This window comes from Streptococcus mitis (genome assembly GCF_009496205.1).
Classification (GTDB): domain Bacteria; phylum Bacillota; class Bacilli; order Lactobacillales; family Streptococcaceae; genus Streptococcus; species Streptococcus mitis_BN.
On record NZ_WIJO01000006.1, the window covers coordinates 38,484 to 56,378 of the forward strand.

The window sequence follows — 17,895 nt, forward strand, 5'->3', positions numbered from 1 at the left end:
AAAGCTCGGAATACTTCTATCCTTTAAAAGTGACAATAGTCGCACCACTGCCTCCAGCATTTTGTGGGGCATAGCCGAAACTCTTGACATGCTTGTTTCTTTGTAGGTATTTGGTGACACCTTCACGGATGACACCTGTTCCGATACCATGGATGATATCAACTTGAGCCATATTATTAAGCAAGGCTTGGTCGATAAAGGCATCTAGCTCATTCATAGCCTCTTCATAACGTTTGCCTCGAAGGTCCAGTCTGGCTTGTGGGCCACGACCAGAAGTTCGTTTCACGACATTGACCTGTTTCTTCTTGACTTGCTTTTCTTGCTGGGCTTGAACGAGGTCAAATTCTTTCTCTTCTAAAGTCATCTTAATCAAGCCAACTTGGGCTTCCCAGCGGCCATCTTTGAGTTGACTGGTCAAGGTACCACGCTGACCGTAACTGAGAACCACGATATCATCTCCCACCTTTGGAGCTCGTTTTTTCTTGGCCTTTTGAAGAACCTTATTTTTAGACAAATCTACTTTTTCAGGAGCCAGTTTTTTCAGCTTTGCCTTGGCTTCAATGATTTCGTGGGGTTTGAGTTGAGATTTACTATGGAGATTTTTAAGAATCTGGTCACTTTCACTCAGAGCCATGTCCACAATCTCAGCAGCCTGTTCACGCGCCTTATTAAGTTCGGTTTCCTTTTCACGATTGAGTTCGTTGTAAAGTTTTTTGAGAGCACGGTTCATCTTGAGATTTTCTTGTTCCACCTCACGGATATTGTCCAAACGTTTGCGGCTCTCTAGCGTCTGCTCTTCCAGTTGCTCAATGATACGATTGACGTCATTGTCCTGATCGACCTGCTGGCTGGCATCCCCTACGATAACCTCAGATAGGCCTAGACGTTTAGCAATTTCAAAGGCATTGCTTCGGCCAGGAACGCCCTGCATAAAGCGATAAGTCGGGCGAAGAGTCGCAGTATCAAACTCCATGCTGGCATTTTGAACAAAGGCTGTCTCAATACCATAGGCCTTTAGTTCCGGATAGTGAGTAGTAGCCATTGTCTTGACTTGACGCAGGCGAAGGTCTTCCAGAATAGCCATGGCAAGGGCTGCTCCTTCTTGAGGGTCTGTACCAGCCCCCAACTCATCCAAGAGTAAGAGCGAATGTTGATTGACCTTGCCAAGAATGTCCACAATATTGGTCATGTGGCTAGAGAAGGTAGACAAGCTCTGCTCAATAGACTGCTCATCTCCAATGTCAGCAAAAATTTCTTCAAAAACACCAACACAACTTCCCTTATCTGCTAAAATCGGCAAACCAGACTGAGCCATAACCTGCGTCAAGCCGAGGGTCTTGAGCATGATGGTCTTCCCACCTGTATTGGGACCTGTAATAACAATCGCTGTTAAATCTTGACCAAAATGGACATCATTTGCAACGGCATTTTTGACCAATGGATGGCAGACATGGAGCAGTTGAATCTCCTGATTTTCTGATAGCTTAGGAACAACTGCTTGCCTTTCTTGGATAAAGCGGACCTTGGCACGAATCAAGTCCAGATGGCCGATAATCCAAGCATCATTGGCAATTTCAGCCGCATGAGGGCGGACACGTTCAGAAATTTCTTGGAGAATGCGAAGCATTTCATAGCGCTCATCTGCTCGCAAACTGGCAATTTCTTCGCTCAGTTTGACCACCTCACGGGGTTCGATATAGACGGTATTTCCACTAGCAGAAATATCATGAACGACACCAGCAATCTTATTGCGGTAGGTGTTTTTGACTGGTAAAACCTGACGGCCATTTCTGCTGGCAACGATTCCTTCCGTCAACATCTGCGCTTTTTGCTTGAGCAGGTCCTGTAAAACATCGCGTACCTGACTCTCGCTATCATGGATTTTTCTGCGGATTCGCGCCAATTCTTCACTGGCAAAATTTTCAATGAAACCTGCATCATTAAAGGCTTGGAGATTTCCTTGTAATTGCGGAAAATCATGTAATTTCTCAAACCAAAGGGCTAATTCTTCCAAGCTAACATTTTCCAGATTAGCATAAAAACTTTGCAGTTCTCGACTGGCAAGAAGCACGCGCTTCAAGAGCAGGAACTCTTCGATATTGAGGTCCGCTCCCATCTCCAACCGCTTGCAAACTCCTGAAATTTCCCTGGTTGCGAGAATGGTAAAATGCGGTTGCTCAACAAAGAGAGCCTGCATTTCCTTCATCTCAGCAAAAGCCTGTTTGATTTTATCTGCTTTGGCAGTCGGAGCCAGCTGTCTCAATTGCTCCAAGCCCTGCTCGGTCAACAAATGAGGTTCAAACAAGGCCTTGACCTTATTGAACTCTAATGTTTCTAATATTTTCTTATTCATTGTTATTTCCTTGTCTTTGAGGTAGCTTTTTACATTCTGATAGATTCTAGTCAATCTGTAAACAAAGGGCTAGGAAAAATCCTGCCCTTTTTATCCGATTAAATTTGTCACCCAGATTTGTTTGAGCCAACTAGTCGTTACTGGTATGCTCTGAATGATGTGTTTTGCAACGATGCTCTTTTCAAGAGGATTTTGTATAGCTGCCATGGGAATGGTCGCCAAGATGGTCAAGGCCATTTGTAAGACAAATAAGGTCACCAACATAGACAAGAGACCTGCTGAAACTTGGAACAACTTGCCACCCAGTTTTTTACTAGGAAGTAAGTGTAACAAGAGACCAAGTAAACGACCGATACTATAGACAACCCCAAATACTAACAAGTAGCCGATACCTGCGTAAAAGACCTTATCCAACTGAAAGAGTTGATCCGATGGGAAAAAGAAGGTTCCCTGACCTTCCTGAGGATTTGCATAAGGGAGCAATAAATGGAACTGCTCTCCAAGCCCCTTGTAAAACTGGCCAGCCATAAAAGCCGATGCCATGGCTGAAATCAGGTAATACACCTGCAAGAGCAGGCCTCTCCGATAGCCAATATAAAATCCCCAAGCCAAGACCAATAGAAGAAGGAGTGAAATCATAAGGAATCCTCAATCTTGCTCTGTTCTTGCTTGCAGGTCACGAGCTTGTGACGGAGTTCTTCTAACTCTTGCTCCTTATCGTCAAATTCAATCTCACGGCTGAGCTGAGTTGATAAACAGTTGACTGCCAACAAAAGAGCGATTGTCTCATCATCTGCGCTAGGCATTTGTTCTTTAATTGCTTGGTATTTTTCTGTCGCAACCTTAGCGATTTCCTCCATAAAAAGGTTATCATGCTCGGTTGTCAAGGTTAATGATTTTTTTCCGAATGTAAATTTGAATCGATTTAGATTTGCCATAAAATTCACCTCACGATATTATACCAAAATTCGCTAACTTTGTCAGTTTTTACAAATTTGCCTGCTTTTATGGTACAATAGAAACTATGGCAAGTATAACACTCACACCAAGCGAAAAGGAGATTCAGGCTTTTCTTGAACACTATCAAACCAGTCTGGCTCCTAGCAAGAATCCCTACATCCGCTACCTTTTAAAACTACCTCAAGCCACGGTTTCTATCTATACTTCTGGAAAGGTCTTGCTTCAGGGTGAAGGAGCTGAGAAATATGCTAGTTTCTTTGGCTATCAAGTTGTAGGGCAAACCAGCGGACAAAATCTCCCTTTGATTGGGACGGATGAGGTTGGAAATGGTTCCTACTTTGGTGGACTTGCAGTTGTGGCTTCCTTTGTCACACCTGACCAGCATGACTTCTTGCGCCAACTTGGTGTGGGAGATTCTAAAACTCTGACCGACCAAAAGATTCGTCAGATTGCTCCCATCCTCAAAGAAAAAATCCAGCACCAGGCACTGCTTCTCTCACCAAGCAAGTACAACGAGGTCATCGGAGACCGCTACAACGCTGTTTCGGTTAAGGTTGCCCTCCATAATCAGTCTATCTATCTCCTCCTTCAAAAAGGACTTCAGCCTGAGAAAATTGTGATTGATGCCTTTACCAGTGCTAAAAATTATGACAAGTACTTGGCACAAGAGGCCAATCGTTTCAGCAATCCTATCAGCTTAGAAGAAAAGGCTGAGGGCAAATACTTGGCTGTCGCAGTTTCTTCCATCATTGCGCGTGATCTCTTTCTAGAAAATCTTGAAAATCTAGGACGAGAACTGGGCTATCAACTTCCAAGTGGAGCTGGAACGGCTTCTGATAAGGTGGCTAGCCAGATTTTGCAAGCCTATGGTATGCAGGGACTCAACTTCTGCGCCAAACTGCACTTTAAAAATACTGAAAAAGCGAAAAAACGCTTAGAAAGGTAAGTTATGAATTCATTTAAAAATTTCTTAAAAGAGTGGGGATTGTTCCTCCTGATTCTGTCATTATTAGCTTTAAGCCGTATCTTTTTTTGGAGTAACGTCCGCGTAGAAGGACATTCCATGGATCCTACCCTAGCGGATGGCGAAATCCTCTTTGTTGTTAAGCACCTTCCTATTGACCGTTTTGATATCGTGGTTGCCCATGAGGAAGATGGCAATAAGGACATCGTCAAGCGCGTGATTGGAATGCCTGGCGACACCATCCGTTACGAAAACGATAAACTTTACATCAATGATAAAGAGACCGATGAGCCTTACCTAGCAGACTATATCAAACGTTTCAAGGACGACAAACTCCAAAGTACTTACTCAGGCAAGGGATTTGAAGGAAATAAAGGAACTTTCTTTAGAAGTATCGCTGAAAAAGCCCAAGCCTTCACAGTTGATGTCAACTACAACACCAACTTTAGCTTTACTGTTCCAGAAGGAGAGTACCTTCTCCTCGGAGACGACCGCTTGGTTTCAAGTGACAGCCGCCACGTAGGTACCTTCAAAGCAAAAGATATCACAGGGGAAGCTAAATTCCGCTTCTGGCCAATCACCCGTATCGGAACATTTTAAGAAATCGAAGAGGCCGAGAATCAAGAATCTCAGCCTCTTCTTCTATCGTGAGAATATGATTATTCACTATCCAGTTTGATTAAGATAGAAACAAAGTTATACTCAATGAAAATCAAAGAGCAAACTAGGAAGCTAGCCGCAGGCTGTACTTGAGTACGGCAAGGCGAAGCTGACGTGGTTTGAATTTGATTTTCGAAGAGTATTAACTCTCACCTATTCATACAAAGGAATTTTATGGAAGTTTATTTTTCAGGAACCATTGAACGGATTATTTTTGAAAATCCCAGCAATTTTTACCGCATCCTCCTCCTAGAAATCGACGATACGGACGCAGAGGATTTTGATGATTTTGAAATCATTGTCACGGGCGCCATGGCTGATGTGATTGAGGGAGAAGACTATACCTTTTGGGGACAAATTGTCCAGCACTCCAAGTATGGGGAACAACTGCAAATCAGCCGATATGAACGCGCAAAACCAACTAGCAAGGGCTTGGTCAAGTACTTTTCAAGTAGCCATTTCAAGGGAATTGGTCTCAAGACAGCTCAGAAAATTGTGGATACCTATGGCGACAATACCATTGACGAAATTCTGCAACACCCAGAAAAGCTAGAAGGTATCTCAGGACTCTCTGCTAAAAATCGCGAGGCATTCGTCTCTACTCTCCGCCTCAACTACGGAACCGAGATGGTTTTGGCCAAACTTGCCAACTACGGCATTCCCAACAAACTAGCCTTTCAGATTCAAGACTTTTACAAGGAAGAAACCCTTGATGTGGTTGAAAATTATCCCTACCAGTTGGTCGAGGATATCAAGGGTTTGGGCTTTACCATTGCTGATCAATTAGCGGAAGAACTAGGTATCGAAAGTCAGGCTCCTGAACGCTTCCGTGCAGGACTAGTTCATAGTCTTTTTCAGGCCTGTATGGAAACAGGGGACACCTATGTTGAAGCACGGGATTTGCTAGAACAAACCCTTACTCTCCTTGAGTCTTCCCGCCCCGTGGAACTGGATCCCAGCCAAGTGGCCCAAGAGCTCTCCTACCTGATCGAAGAAGACAAGGTTCAGCAGATTGATACCAAAATCTTTGATAACAGCCTCTTTTTCGCTGAGGAAGGTATCCGCAGTCACTTGGTTCGTATCCTTGAAAAAGGAAAACAGAAGAGCCAAGATTTAGAATCCATTCAAAAGCATATCACTACTGTCGAGCAAGAACTGGGGATTGAGTATGATAGCATTCAAAAACAAGCTATCTGTGATGCTATCCAGAACAAGGTCTTTATCCTGACAGGTGGTCCTGGTACTGGTAAAACAACTGTTATCAATGGGATTATCGCTGTTTATGCCCTTTTAGAAGGACTTGACCTCAGAAAAAAAAGCAATCTACCTATTCTTCTTGCCGCTCCAACTGGACGAGCAGCTCGGCGCATGAATGAATTGACAGGTTTGCCTAGCGCGACCATACACCGTCATTTAGGAATGACAGGTGACGATGATACCAGTCATCTGGAAGATTATCTAGATGCTGACTTTATCATCGTAGATGAATTTTCCATGGTGGATACTTGGCTGGCCAACCAACTCTTCTCCAACATCTCTTCTAACAGTAAAATCCTCATCGTGGGTGACAGCGACCAGCTACCGTCTGTCAGCCCTGGACAGGTTCTAGCGGATCTGCTTCATATTCCCTTGATTCCTCAAACTCGCTTGGAAAAAATTTATCGGCAAAGCGAAGAATCAACTATCGTCACCCTAGCTAGTCAGATTCGACAGGGCATCTTGCCAGCTGATTTCATCCAGAAAAAAGCAGACCGTTCCTACTTTGAAATTGCTAGTGCTCATATCCCTGCTACTATTGAAAAGATTTTAGGCGCAGCCCTCAGAAGCGGCATCCCTGCCCGTGATATCCAGGTTCTGGCTCCCATGTACCGAGGGACTGCAGGAATTGATGCCATCAACCAACTCATGCAAGACCTCCTGAACCCACCACAAAAAGACCAACTCAGTTTTGAAGCTCCCCAGTGCCACTATCGTAAGGGAGATAAGGTCATTCACTTGGTCAACGATGCTGAAATCAATGTCTTTAATGGAGATTTAGGAGCCATCACAGACCTGATTCCTGGAAAATACACTGAGTCGAAACAAGACGAGATTGTCATTGATTTTGATGGCAATGAGGTCTCTTACCCACGTAACGAATGGTACAAAATTCGCCTGGCCTATGCCATGAGTATCCATAAATCGCAGGGAAGTGAGTTCCCTGTTGTTATCCTACCTATCACCAGTGCTAGCAGGCGTATGCTGGAGCGTAATCTCATCTACACAGCCATTACACGCGCCAAAAGCAAGCTTATCTTACTAGGCGAATTGCAGGCCTTTGATTATGCTACCCAACACATCGGAACTGCCCGAAAAACCTATCTGATTGAACGCTTCAGTGTTCTACTAGAGAATGTTGAAGAAAAGCAACCAGCTGTCTCTGAAACTGCCATATCAAGCGACTCTGAACAATCCTACATCCTATCCGAAGAAAACTGGGACAGCATCCCCGCCATGATTGGGATTACTGACGCAGACCTCAAAGAGATTTTTGGAAAATAGTGCACAAGAAAACCCACCAATTCAGGTGGGATTTTTGTTTATTAAGATTATTTAACTGTTGCTGTGCTTGTAATCAACTCAACAGCTTTTTTGATTGTGATATCATGTTTCAACATATCAGCTGAAAGCAAGCTTTGTACTTGTGCAACTTCCATGTTGTAATCTGCAGCCAATTGCTCGATTTCTTTTTGGATTTCTTCTTCTGAAGCGTCAAACCCTTCAGCTTTGGCAACTGCTTCGATAACAAGGTTAGTCTTAGTACGTGACTCAGCTTCTCCCTCGTATTGTTTGTGAAGGTCTTCTTGAGTAGTTCCTGTGATTTGGAAGTACATGTCAGGGTTGATACCTTGACGTTGCAAGTTTCCAAGGAATTCATTTACTGAACGGTGAACTTCTTCGTGGATCATTTCTTCTGGAAGTTCTACGATTTCAGCGTTTTCTACAGCTTTATCAATTGCTGCACCTTCAACTGCATCTTTGTAAGCTTCTTCTTTAGCAGCAGCCAATTCATTACGGTATTTTTCTTTCAATTCAGCAAGTGTTTCAACTTCTTCGTCGATGTCTTTTGCAAGCTCATCGTCAAGAGCTGGAACTTCTTTAGCTTTTACTTCGTGGATAGTTGTTACGAATTTAGCTTCTTTACCTGCAAGATCTTCTGCTTGGTAGTCTTCTGGGAATGTTACGATAACATCAACAGTTTCGCCAGCTGAGTGACCTACCAATTGGTCTTCGAAACCAGGGATGAATTGACCTGAACCAAGTCCAAGTGAGAAGTTTTCACCTTTTCCGCCATCAAATTCAACACCGTCGATAGAACCAACGAAGTCGATGACAACAGTATCACCGTTTTCAGCAGCAGCTTCTTTGATAACCAATTCAGCCAAGTTGTTGCGTTCGCGTTCGATACGCTCTTCAACGTCAGCGTCTGTTACTTCTTTTTCTAGATCAACTGATACTTCAAGGTTTTTGTAGTCACCCAATTTTACTTCAGGTTTTGTAACGACTTCAGCAGTAATAACCCAGTCTTGACCTTTTTCCATTGAAGTTACATCAATTTTTGGTTGAGCAACCACTTCAAGACCAGCTTCTTTTACAGCTGCTTCATAAGCATTTGGCAAAAGAGCGTTCATAACGTCTTGGTAAAGTGACTCTTCACCAAATTTTTTGTCGAAGATAGGACGTGGAAGGTGACCTTTACGGAAACCTGGAACATTAAGAGATTTCTTCACTGAGTTGAAGACACGATCCAATTCTGGTTTGATTTGGTCTTGAGAGATAGTGAAAGTCAAGACACCACGGTTTGTTTCTTTGTTTTCAAATGATACAGACATTCTGTCATTTCTCCTTAAAATTTTTTAAATACAGTCTATTATAACATAAACGAGCGACTTTTTTCAAGTAATGAATGCGCTTTTCAATCGTGCTAGAGGTACTTGCTTGCTTCTTTGATACTAAGTTCAGCTACTTCTCCAATATTATTTTTACATAACTATTAAAAGTCTTCATGACCCACCAAGTGGTGCTGAAAGGCATAGACAGCCGCCTGGGTACGATCGCTGACTTCAAGTTTGGCTAGGATATTGGACACATGGGTCTTGACCGTCTTGAGAGAGATAAACAGTTCGTCTGCGATGCGCTGATTTTCGTAGCCCTTGGCGATGAGTTGAAGCACATCTCGCTCACGCGCAGTTAAGTCCTCATGTAGTTCTATATGATTGCGGTGGTATTCGACCTTCTTACTGACCTCTTGCTCAATGGCCAGCTCCCCAGTAGCTACCTTACGAACAGCGTGCAGCAATTCATCCGCACTTGAAGTCTTGAGCATATAGCCCCTAGCACCAGCATTTAAGACAGGCATGATTTTTTCATTGTCTAAGTAAGAGGTCACAATCAAAATCTTGGCTTCAGGCCATTCTTTGAGGATGGCCAAGGTCGCGTCAATTCCATTCATCTCAGGCATGACGATATCCATGACAATGACATCTGGACGCAGTTCCAAGGCCAAGTCAATGCCTTGAGATCCGTTGGCAGCCTCACCTACAACTTCTACATCATCTTGGAGGTCAAAGTAGCTTTTCAAGCCCAATCGGACCATTTCATGGTCATCTACTAGTAAAATTTTCATCTCTACTCCTTTATAACTCATTATCTAACAGGGGAATACGGATATCAACCGCCAGACCTTGCTTGGGAGCTGTCAAGAGTTGAACCGTTCCTGCCATATCTTCGACTCGCTCCTTGATATTCCGCAGTCCATAACTCAAGTCGTCTAAACTCCCTAACTGGAAACCAATCCCATTGTCCACCACCTTCAGCTGCAATTCAAGATCCGTCTGATAGAGATAGACATCCAGACAAGAGGCCTGGGCATGGCGGAGGGTATTGCTGATCAATTCTTGCAGAATACGGAAGATATGCTCCTCGATTTTCTTAGGCAATTTAGATACATTTTGCTTAAGACTAACCTTGAGATCACTCTTGTCCTCAAGCTCTTTTAGAAGAATTTGAATCCCTTCTATCAAGCTCTTCTGCTCCAGTTCAACTGGTCGCAAGTGCAGGAGCAAGACCCGTAAATCCTTCTGGGCGGTTTCTAAAATAGCTGTGACACTCTGCAACTGGGTCTGCATCTTTTCTCTATCCAATTTCAAAGCCTGCTGACTGACACCTGACAAAATCATGTGGGCCGCAAACAACTCCTGACTAACCGTATCGTGCAAATCCCGAGCAATCCGCTTTCGTTCTTTCTCGATGATTTCCTCTTCCTGAGTAAGACTGTGATTTTCAGCTTTTTGAAGAGCCTCTGTCAAGAGGTTAAGTTTCCCTGACAAGGACTTGAAACTGGCATCCAAATCTGGATCTGCAACCTGAACCACTTCTTGCCCTGCCAACAAACGCTTGAGATTGACCTGAATTTTTCTTAGAGAAAGCTCTTCCACACCTCGCCAAAACAGGGCTAAAAGACAGGTCATGGACAAGCTGAATACCAACAACAAAAAGACAAATTTTTCTGTTTTTTCAACATTATGCAGGAAAATAGACCAGTCAAAATCAAGAATTTCCAACAAGCTGTGGGAGAGAAATAAGACAAACAGGAAGGAGGTGAGGGCAATGATAACATAAGCTTGTTTTTTCATCCTCTGACCACCTCCACATCGCCAATCATAGTGGTCAAGAAAATCTTGACACTCTTGTTACTCTTAAGATAGTCTCTTGTTTCTTGATGATAGTGTTCATTGCGGAGGGCTCGCTTGGGCTGGTTGAAAAAAGTCAAATCACCATAGAGACAATTAACGCTGAGACTGACTTCCACATCTACAGGTACAATGATTTTGGTTGTTCCTACCATCTTTCTGAGAATAATGACATTATCATGATTGGTTAGGATGACCCTCTCCAGATGAATGGTATCCTTGCCCATGAGACGAAAGAGATTGATATCATCAAACTGGCAAGTCTGGTAGCTTGAAAAATGATGGAGATTGCCAAACCAACGATTTTTCTCCTTCTTAACCGTTACCACCTCTTCAAAAACCAAATTGGTCTGCTCTTTTTCCTGGTTCATCATCGGATAAAGAAGAAAGAGGCTGTATATGACCGCAACAAAAATAGCTAAAATCACAAAGGGGTTGAGCATGACGATGAAAAAGAAGAGAATGGTTGCCGCAACCAAAAGAAGGTTATTGCCCTCTTTACCAGTATAATAGCGAATCAAAAGTAAAAAGAGGAATAGAATCAGCAGAAAACGTGAAAAATGCTCTGACACCATCAAAATCAGAGCTCCCGTCAAAAGACAGGCTTCGATAAATAAAAAGATTTTAAATTTTCTCATAGGTTCATCCTCTCCCTTCTATTTTATCACAATTCAAAAAAGTCACCTCGGTCTGAAGATGGAAAAAAGGCGATGGTTACGCCTTTTTCATCTGATCTTTTGCTTCTTTTAATTTTCCATAAAGAAGATAGTCTACTTTTTGCAGATCTGCTATGGTGGCACAATTAAGGGCACACATGATCAAGCGTAGATCATCTTTCCAGCCTTGGACAATGCCAATCACTTCTTCAACTGTGTAGCTTTCAACCAATTCTAGAACCGTTCGAGACAGTCCTACAGCCTTGGCTCCAAAGACCAAGCACTTAATCATATCCAGCGGATTTCGAACGCCTCCACTGATCAAGAGTTCGACCTTGTCTTTCCATTCTTGAGCATTGAGAAGGGCTTGCATAGTAGACTGTCCCCATTGATTGAGGTAATCACGTTGGCCACTGCGGCGGTTTTCGATATAAGCAAAGCTGGTACCACCACGACCTGATATATCCACTGTACGAACACCCAGTTCATAGGCTCTTTCGATGCTCTTGGCATCCATTCCAAAGCCCACTTCCTTTAGGACAATCGGAACGGGGATTTGCTTGCTATAATCTGCTAGATGCGATTGCCAGTTTCTGAACTTTCTTTCTCCTTCAGGCATAAGCAACTCCTGCATAACATTGACATGCACCTGCAGGAGAAGAGGATTCATCTCTTCTACAGTCCGAAGTCCCAACTCAACAGGCTTGTCTAATCCAATATTGGTTCCAAGAAGGAGATTTGGATGATCATACTTGACAGAAAAAGAGGCATCTGATGGATCTTTGAGAGCCGCACTATAAGAGCCCGTTACAAATAAAATCCCACAGGCTTCCGCCACCTGAGCCAGCTTTTGATTTATTTCTCTTCCCTTATCGCTTCCACCTGTCATGGCATTGATATAAAAAGGAAAATCCCACTTTCGACCAGCAAATTCTGTCGACAGATCGATTTCATCCAGATCGTAAAGAGGCAAGGAAGAATGAATCAACTCCACCTCATCAAAGCTATTATAGGAACTTTTCTGCTCAAGGGCATAGCGGATATGCTCGTCCTTACGATTTGTCGTCATGTCCTATCCTTTCTTGGTATAAGAGCTCAATCCCCAGATCGGCCCAACGGTTTTTTAGGGTTTCAGTTGATTGCTCATCAAAACTCAAGGCAATACCACAATCACCACCACCAGCGCCACTACTCTTGGCAACAGCCTGCAAATCTTGACTGGCTTCTTTCAGCTGTCTAAGCGAAGGCGTGTAAATATCTGCGCTCAAGCCTTCTAAGAGCTTGCTGGCTACTTCTACTTGCTCGATCACTTTTTCGGCTTTTCCTTGCTCCAAGGATTCTACCAAAGTAGCTACCATTGCTTTTGAGGAACTTAAAAAATTCTGATTGATGTTTTGCTTGATTTGCTGGACCATGTGACTCGATACAGCCACTTCCTTGGTCCATCCCACTAGGAAATCACATTCTAGGGCAGGTTGTACGTGTGAGATTGAAAAGCCCCAATCACGCTCTAAAACAGTCGCTAAGTTTTCTTCTTCCAACCAAGTAGCCACCTTCTGGCGATTAAATGACTGGTAAAGAACCAATTCCTCTGCCACAATACAGGCAAGGTCCCCCATAGAACCATTGTCTCCGCGCTTGAGCAAGACAGCACTAGCCAGCTTGAATAAGAGGCCCTGATTAACAGAAAGATTATATAGAGCTAGCAGAGCTTTGACAACCAAGACAACGACGCTGCCACTAGAACCTAAACCAAACTTTTTCCCTTCTCGTTCCATTTTTCCTCGGATTTCTAGAGAAAAAGGTTTTAAAGTTTGACCTCGATAAATCAGGAAATCTTCCACTAAAGCAATCGTTTCTTGAATCAAGCTGTAGTCAGGATTCGGCGTCAAATCCACTGCGAAACCAAACATATCTGAGTAGATACGGTAACTATCAGAAAAAGCAATCTCGCCCTTCATATAGATGGGAATGGCCTTTATCAAGGCCAACTGCCCTGGCTCTAAAACAGCATATTCACCTGCCCAATAGAGCTTTCCGCAAGTTTTAACAGCAATCATCTTGGCTCAAATCCTTTGTTTTTGACACAATCAAGCGATAACGTTGACCGAAGATTTCTGATAAATGCTCCAAGTCTTTCTCCTGACAGAGGACCTTGACATTGGGACCAGCATCCATAGTAAAGTAACAAGCCTCTCCTTGCTCACGTAGCTGGCGAACAAAGTCCATGGCTTCATAAGACGCATCCGTCAGATAAGAAAAGGCTGGTGATGCTGTTTTGGTCGTAGCGTGCATAGCCAGGGCATTTTTCTCAGTCAATTCCCCAACCTTGGCAAAGTCATTTTCCTTGAGATAAACCAGCATATCCTGATAGTCTTTCTCAGACTGACGCACCCAGTCATCAAAAGTCGTCGAGGTTTCCACACAAAGTTTCATTCCATCACGACTGGAGATTGGTTTTTTCTTATCCTCTAGCACCAACATAATCATAGCTAATTTCAAGTCTGTCTCTACAGGGTAAATCTCCCCACTATCCTTATCCCAGGCACCTAGCGGTCCATAAAAACTCCGAGAGGAAGAGCCTGAGGCAAACTTAGCCTCCTGCGCCAACTGACTTCTATCCAAGCCAAGCTTGAAATAAGCATTGCAAGCCTTGATCAAGGCAGACAAACCACTAGAACTTGAGGACAAGCCCGCTGCGGTAGGCATATTATTTTGAGTATCAATTCGAACAAAGCCCTCACCTTCTGGACGATAACGGTCAATAATTTTGCTCATCTTGCCATGCTCCGCCTCATTTTGTAGCTGACCATTGATATAAAAGGCATCAGCTGTCGCATCCATCGGTAGAAGCGACAAAGTCGTCTCTGTGTACATATTTTCCAAAGTCAGAGAGATACTGCTAGTAGCAGGCACCATCTCTTTCTCTTTTTTCTTTCCCCAATATTTGATAATAGCAATATTTGCGTAAGAACGTACTGTTACAGGCTCTCTATCCATGTCTGAACAGCTCCTTTCTCTTCTAATCTTTCTGCTAGTTCTTGAGCTTGAGTCAAATTGGTTGCCAAGGCTATGATACAGCCTCCTAGCCCACCACCGCTCATCTTGGCACCCAGAGCACCATGGCTAAGAGCCGTTTCAACTAGAGAATCCGCCTCAGGGCTACTAACACCAATTTCTTTTAGATGTAAATGCGCTTGACTGAGGATTTGTCCCAGTCCTTCAGCATCTTTTTGTGAAATCGCTTCTTCTGCTTGCTGGGTCAATTCTCCCAGGGCATGCAAAAACGGCAGGGCATCCTTCCCCTTGCTTTGAACCACTTGGATGGCTTCACGAGTATGGCCATAAACACCTGTATCAGCAATCACCAAATAGGCAGATAAATCCATCTCAAGCTCTGTAAATCCTACATTCTTAATAAATCGAATAGGCTGGTCACTGAGACAGGTCTTGGCATCCAAACCACTCGGATTCATATGAGCAATCATCTCAGCCCGATTGACCAAGATTTCTAATACATCATGAGGCAGTTCTGCCTCATAGTAATCAAAAACCGCACGAATAGCCGCTATGCTGATAGCAGCTGACGAACCCATTCCCCGTTTTTCAGGGATAGCCGAGTCAATCTCACAGCGAATGCAGGCTTCTTTGATATCCAAATACTCCAGCGAAGCATAAACTGCCATGGACAAGGTATCCTCCTCATAAAGACGCCAAGGACTCGCTGCAGGAACTACCTTACAAGTCACTTCCACCTCCAAAAGAGGTAAGGAAATAGCAGGATAGCCGTAAACGACCGCATGCTCCCCTATTAAAATAATCTTACTATGTGCCTGACCGACACCAACTTTTTTTGTCATTTTTTCCTTTTGCTAGACGAAAAAGCCGTCCCATTTTTCATACAAGTATTTATTCTTTCCTATCTATTTTATTATATTTTCACAAAAAAAGCGATTGTTTCCTTCACAATCGCCTCTTTCATTATTGAACCCATTCGCCATTATAGTTGACAGAATAGCCATCTACGGTCGTATTCACTGCCAAAGCACCTGAGCTATAAGCATAGTACCATTTGCCATTGACCTGGAACCAACCTGTCTTCATATCTCCATTACTTGCATTTAGGTAGTACCAAGTTGAACCATCTTTCACCCAACCAGTTGCCATAGCTCCTGATGAACGGAGATAGTACCACTTGTTACCAAGGTTTTGCCAACCAGTTTTCATATCGCCATTTGGCTCATCTAAATAATACCAAGTCGAACCTTCTTGATACCAACCAGTCGCCATAGCTCCTGATGAACGGAGGTAGTACCACTTATTGCCAAGTTGTTTCCAACCAGTTTGCATAATGCCAGTTTCTGGGTCTAGGTAATACCACGGAGCAGGTTTGCTTCTATCAATGCCAAAAGTAACATGAAAATCTTGAGTCCAACCCTTAGCAACTTCACCAATTGGTAGTGGATTGTAAGAATCATCGCCAGAAATTCCTAGCTTATTTAAATAATACCAATTGCCGTCTTCATAAGTCCAGCCTGTCTTTACAGCATAATTATTATCAAAATAATAAGTTCTCTTTTCAGCAGATGGAGCATATTGTTCACCGTATACTTTTCCTGTATTTTCAGACGTTTTTGCCTCTAGTACTTGTTTATCTGTTTGTTCTAGCAAAGCACCATCTTGTCCAAAATAGTACCACTTCTCCTTAAGGCCAATTTCTACGACTGGACGATTATTAAATAAATTATCACGATAACCTGTTCCATGAATTTCTACGTATTGCCAACCGACAACCATCTCTCCTCTATCACCAAAATAGTAAGTTTTACCGTCTATTTTATGCCAATAGATTGCTTTATGATCATCTTTTACATAATATTTTCTATTATCCTTATCAACAAATTGGCCACCTGTGGTATCCGCAAATACAGTATTTGTAGCTAGCAAACCAAAGAAAAAGACTGCTAATGCGATTTGCATCATTTTTTTCAAAATTTTCATCTATATACCCTCCAATATTAAATCCACTCACCAGATGAAGCAAAGTTATAGACTTTACCATCGATAGTTTGGCTACCTGTAACCATTGCTCCAGAGGAATTGAGATAATACCAGTTTCCACCTACTTTTGTCCAACCTGTCTTCATATCTCCATTACTTGCATTTAGATAGTACCAAGTTGAACCATCTTTCACCCAACCAGTTGTCATAGCTCCTGATGAACGGAGATAGTACCACTTGTTACCAACATATACCCAACCTGTCTTCATATCACCATTTTTATTATCTAAATAATACCAAGTTGAACCATCTTGATACCAACCAATTGCCATAGCTCCTGATGAACGGAGATAGTACCATTTATTGCCAAGTTGTTTCCAACCAGTTTGCATGATACCAGTTGTTGGATCCAGATAGTACCAAGCTGAACCATCATTTATCCAACCTGTACGTATTTCACCACCAATATAGTCTTCTCCATTAATTTCTGTTTTAGCTAGATAATACCAGTTAGACTGGTCATAAAGCCAACCTGTCTTTAAAGAATGATCTTGATTAAAGTAATAGTTCGTGTAAAAACTCTTCTCTTCTTTATCTTCCGGATTTGTACGTTTTTCCCCATGCTTTCTTCCAACGCTGTCTTTAGTTTTAACCTCTAATGCTTCCCAACCAACAAACTCTTGTAGCACTCCATTTTTGTCAAAGTAGTACCATTCTGGCATTGGGGAACCTTCTAATCTTATACCATTAGGGTAAGGACCAATTGTACTACCTTTAGATGGAAACGGAATATATTGCCAGCCGACAACCATCTCTCCAGATAAAGAATCAAAATAATAGTACTTACCATCAATCACTCGCCAGTAGGTTTCTTTGAGTCCCCCCTTCTTGTAGTAGGTTCTACCATTTTCTTGGACAAATTGCCAGCCTTCTGAATCAGCATCATCCGCCAATACTGCACTTGTTGCTAGCAAACCGAAGAAAAAGACTGCTAATGCGATTTGCATCAATTTTTTTATTATTTTCATTAGACGTATCCTCCATGACTGATTATAGCAAAGACCAAACCGCATGTCAATATATAGAAAATCTCTCAAAAAAAGCAGTTACAAAACTGCAACTGCTTTTCTATTCTGGCTCTATAATATTTGTAGTGGGTAAATCCCCTATGGATATTATGGAACCTATTTTGTTGTAGAAAAAAAGTTCCATATGACCTATAATGAAAAGCGACTAAACAACTCATTAGAAAGATTCATATGGAACAATTACATTTTATCACAAAACTACTCGATATCAAAGACCCTAATATCCAAATTATAGATGTCATTAATAGAGATACACACAAGGAAATCATCGCTAAACTGGACTACGACGCCCCATCTTGCCCTGAGTGTGGAAGTCAAATGAAGAAATATGACTTTCAAAAACCGTCTAAGATCCCTTACCTCGAAACAACTGGTATGCCTACTAGAATTCTCCTTAAAAAACGCCGTTTTAACTGCTATAAGTGCTCGAAAATAGCGGTCTCCGAGACCTCCCTCGTCAAGAAGAATCATCAAATCCCTC

Annotated in this window: 17 protein-coding genes; 4 read left to right on the top strand and 13 right to left on the bottom strand. The window is 42.6% G+C overall.

The window, feature by feature from the left end:
* Positions 1 to 16: 16 nt before the first annotated feature.
* The 3 genes from GEZ85_RS01910 to zapA form a co-directional block, all read right to left on the bottom strand.
* Positions 17 to 2,353, bottom strand: coding sequence for an endonuclease MutS2 (locus GEZ85_RS01910; RefSeq protein WP_153209181.1), 2,337 nt, complete (start codon positions 2,351 to 2,353; stop codon positions 17 to 19).
* A gap of 90 nt (positions 2,354 to 2,443) precedes the next feature.
* Positions 2,444 to 2,992: a CvpA family protein gene (locus GEZ85_RS01915; RefSeq protein ID WP_153209182.1), complete on the bottom strand. Its 549-nt coding sequence runs from the start codon at positions 2,990 to 2,992 to the stop codon at positions 2,444 to 2,446.
* Positions 2,989 to 3,291, bottom strand: coding sequence for a cell division protein ZapA (zapA, locus tag GEZ85_RS01920; RefSeq protein WP_000002022.1), 303 nt, complete (start codon positions 3,289 to 3,291; stop codon positions 2,989 to 2,991). The genes GEZ85_RS01915 and zapA overlap by 4 nt, the downstream gene beginning before the upstream one ends.
* 86 nt (positions 3,292 to 3,377) lie before the next feature.
* On the opposite strand from zapA, the gene rnhC reads away from it, so the two are divergent.
* The 3 genes from rnhC (at position 3,378) to recD2 (ending at position 7,478) form a co-directional block, all read left to right on the top strand.
* Positions 3,378 to 4,259 carry a ribonuclease HIII gene (rnhC, locus tag GEZ85_RS01925; RefSeq protein WP_064276643.1) on the top strand — a complete coding sequence of 294 codons (882 nt, stop codon included), beginning with the start codon at positions 3,378 to 3,380 and terminating at the stop codon, positions 4,257 to 4,259.
* A 3-nt stretch (positions 4,260 to 4,262) separates the two neighbouring features.
* Positions 4,263 to 4,877 (top strand): signal peptidase I, encoded by a 615-nt coding sequence (gene lepB, locus GEZ85_RS01930; protein WP_004245100.1) that lies wholly within the window; start codon positions 4,263 to 4,265, stop codon positions 4,875 to 4,877.
* A gap of 234 nt (positions 4,878 to 5,111) precedes the next feature.
* The gene (recD2, locus tag GEZ85_RS01935) at positions 5,112 to 7,478 is read left to right on the top strand and encodes an SF1B family DNA helicase RecD2 (RefSeq protein WP_153209184.1); all 2,367 of its coding nucleotides are present in this window, start codon (positions 5,112 to 5,114) and stop codon (positions 7,476 to 7,478) included.
* A gap of 47 nt (positions 7,479 to 7,525) precedes the next feature.
* On the opposite strand, the gene tig is transcribed toward recD2, so the two are convergent.
* The 10 genes from tig to cbpJ all read right to left on the bottom strand — a co-directional run bounded on the left by tig (position 7,526) and on the right by cbpJ (position 17,354).
* A complete protein-coding gene (gene tig, locus GEZ85_RS01940; RefSeq protein WP_153209186.1) occupies positions 7,526 to 8,809 on the bottom strand; it encodes a trigger factor in 1,284 nt (427 codons plus the stop codon).
* Between the two features lie 161 nt (positions 8,810 to 8,970).
* Positions 8,971 to 9,603, bottom strand: a complete 633-nt coding sequence (locus GEZ85_RS01945) for a response regulator transcription factor (protein ID WP_049486946.1) — start codon at positions 9,601 to 9,603, stop codon at positions 8,971 to 8,973.
* Between the two features lie 10 nt (positions 9,604 to 9,613).
* Positions 9,614 to 10,612 (bottom strand): envelope stress sensor histidine kinase LiaS, encoded by a 999-nt coding sequence (locus GEZ85_RS01950; protein ID WP_084888107.1) that lies wholly within the window; start codon positions 10,610 to 10,612, stop codon positions 9,614 to 9,616.
* On the bottom strand, positions 10,609 to 11,307 hold the full coding sequence (gene liaF, locus GEZ85_RS01955; RefSeq protein WP_084888109.1) for a cell wall-active antibiotics response protein LiaF: 699 nt from the start codon (positions 11,305 to 11,307) through the stop codon (positions 10,609 to 10,611). Before liaF ends, GEZ85_RS01950 begins: the two co-directional genes overlap by 4 nt.
* Before the next feature lie 76 nt (positions 11,308 to 11,383).
* A complete protein-coding gene (fni, locus tag GEZ85_RS01960; RefSeq protein ID WP_153209188.1) occupies positions 11,384 to 12,394 on the bottom strand; it encodes a type 2 isopentenyl-diphosphate Delta-isomerase in 1,011 nt (336 codons plus the stop codon).
* Entirely contained in the window at positions 12,378 to 13,385 is a 1,008-nt protein-coding gene (locus GEZ85_RS01965) for a phosphomevalonate kinase (RefSeq protein ID WP_045612242.1), read from the bottom strand. The genes fni and GEZ85_RS01965 overlap by 17 nt, the downstream gene beginning before the upstream one ends.
* On the bottom strand, positions 13,372 to 14,325 hold the full coding sequence (mvaD, locus tag GEZ85_RS01970) for a diphosphomevalonate decarboxylase (protein WP_153209190.1): 954 nt from the start codon (positions 14,323 to 14,325) through the stop codon (positions 13,372 to 13,374). Before mvaD ends, GEZ85_RS01965 begins: the two co-directional genes overlap by 14 nt.
* Positions 14,307 to 15,185, bottom strand: a complete 879-nt coding sequence (mvk, locus tag GEZ85_RS01975) for a mevalonate kinase (protein WP_094753852.1) — start codon at positions 15,183 to 15,185, stop codon at positions 14,307 to 14,309. Before mvk ends, mvaD begins: the two co-directional genes overlap by 19 nt.
* A 121-nt stretch (positions 15,186 to 15,306) precedes the next feature.
* Complete coding sequence (gene cbpC, locus GEZ85_RS01980) at positions 15,307 to 16,326, bottom strand: choline-binding protein CbpC (RefSeq protein WP_153209192.1); 1,020 nt, start codon at positions 16,324 to 16,326, stop codon at positions 15,307 to 15,309.
* 17 nt (positions 16,327 to 16,343) lie between these two features.
* Positions 16,344 to 17,354 (bottom strand): choline-binding protein CbpJ, encoded by a 1,011-nt coding sequence (gene cbpJ / locus GEZ85_RS01985; RefSeq protein WP_153209194.1) that lies wholly within the window; start codon positions 17,352 to 17,354, stop codon positions 16,344 to 16,346.
* Between the two features lie 231 nt (positions 17,355 to 17,585).
* Between cbpJ and GEZ85_RS01990 the strand changes: the two genes are divergently transcribed.
* A partial coding sequence (locus GEZ85_RS01990) for a transposase family protein (RefSeq protein ID WP_194251499.1) occupies positions 17,586 to 17,895 on the top strand: 310 nt, incomplete at its 3' end.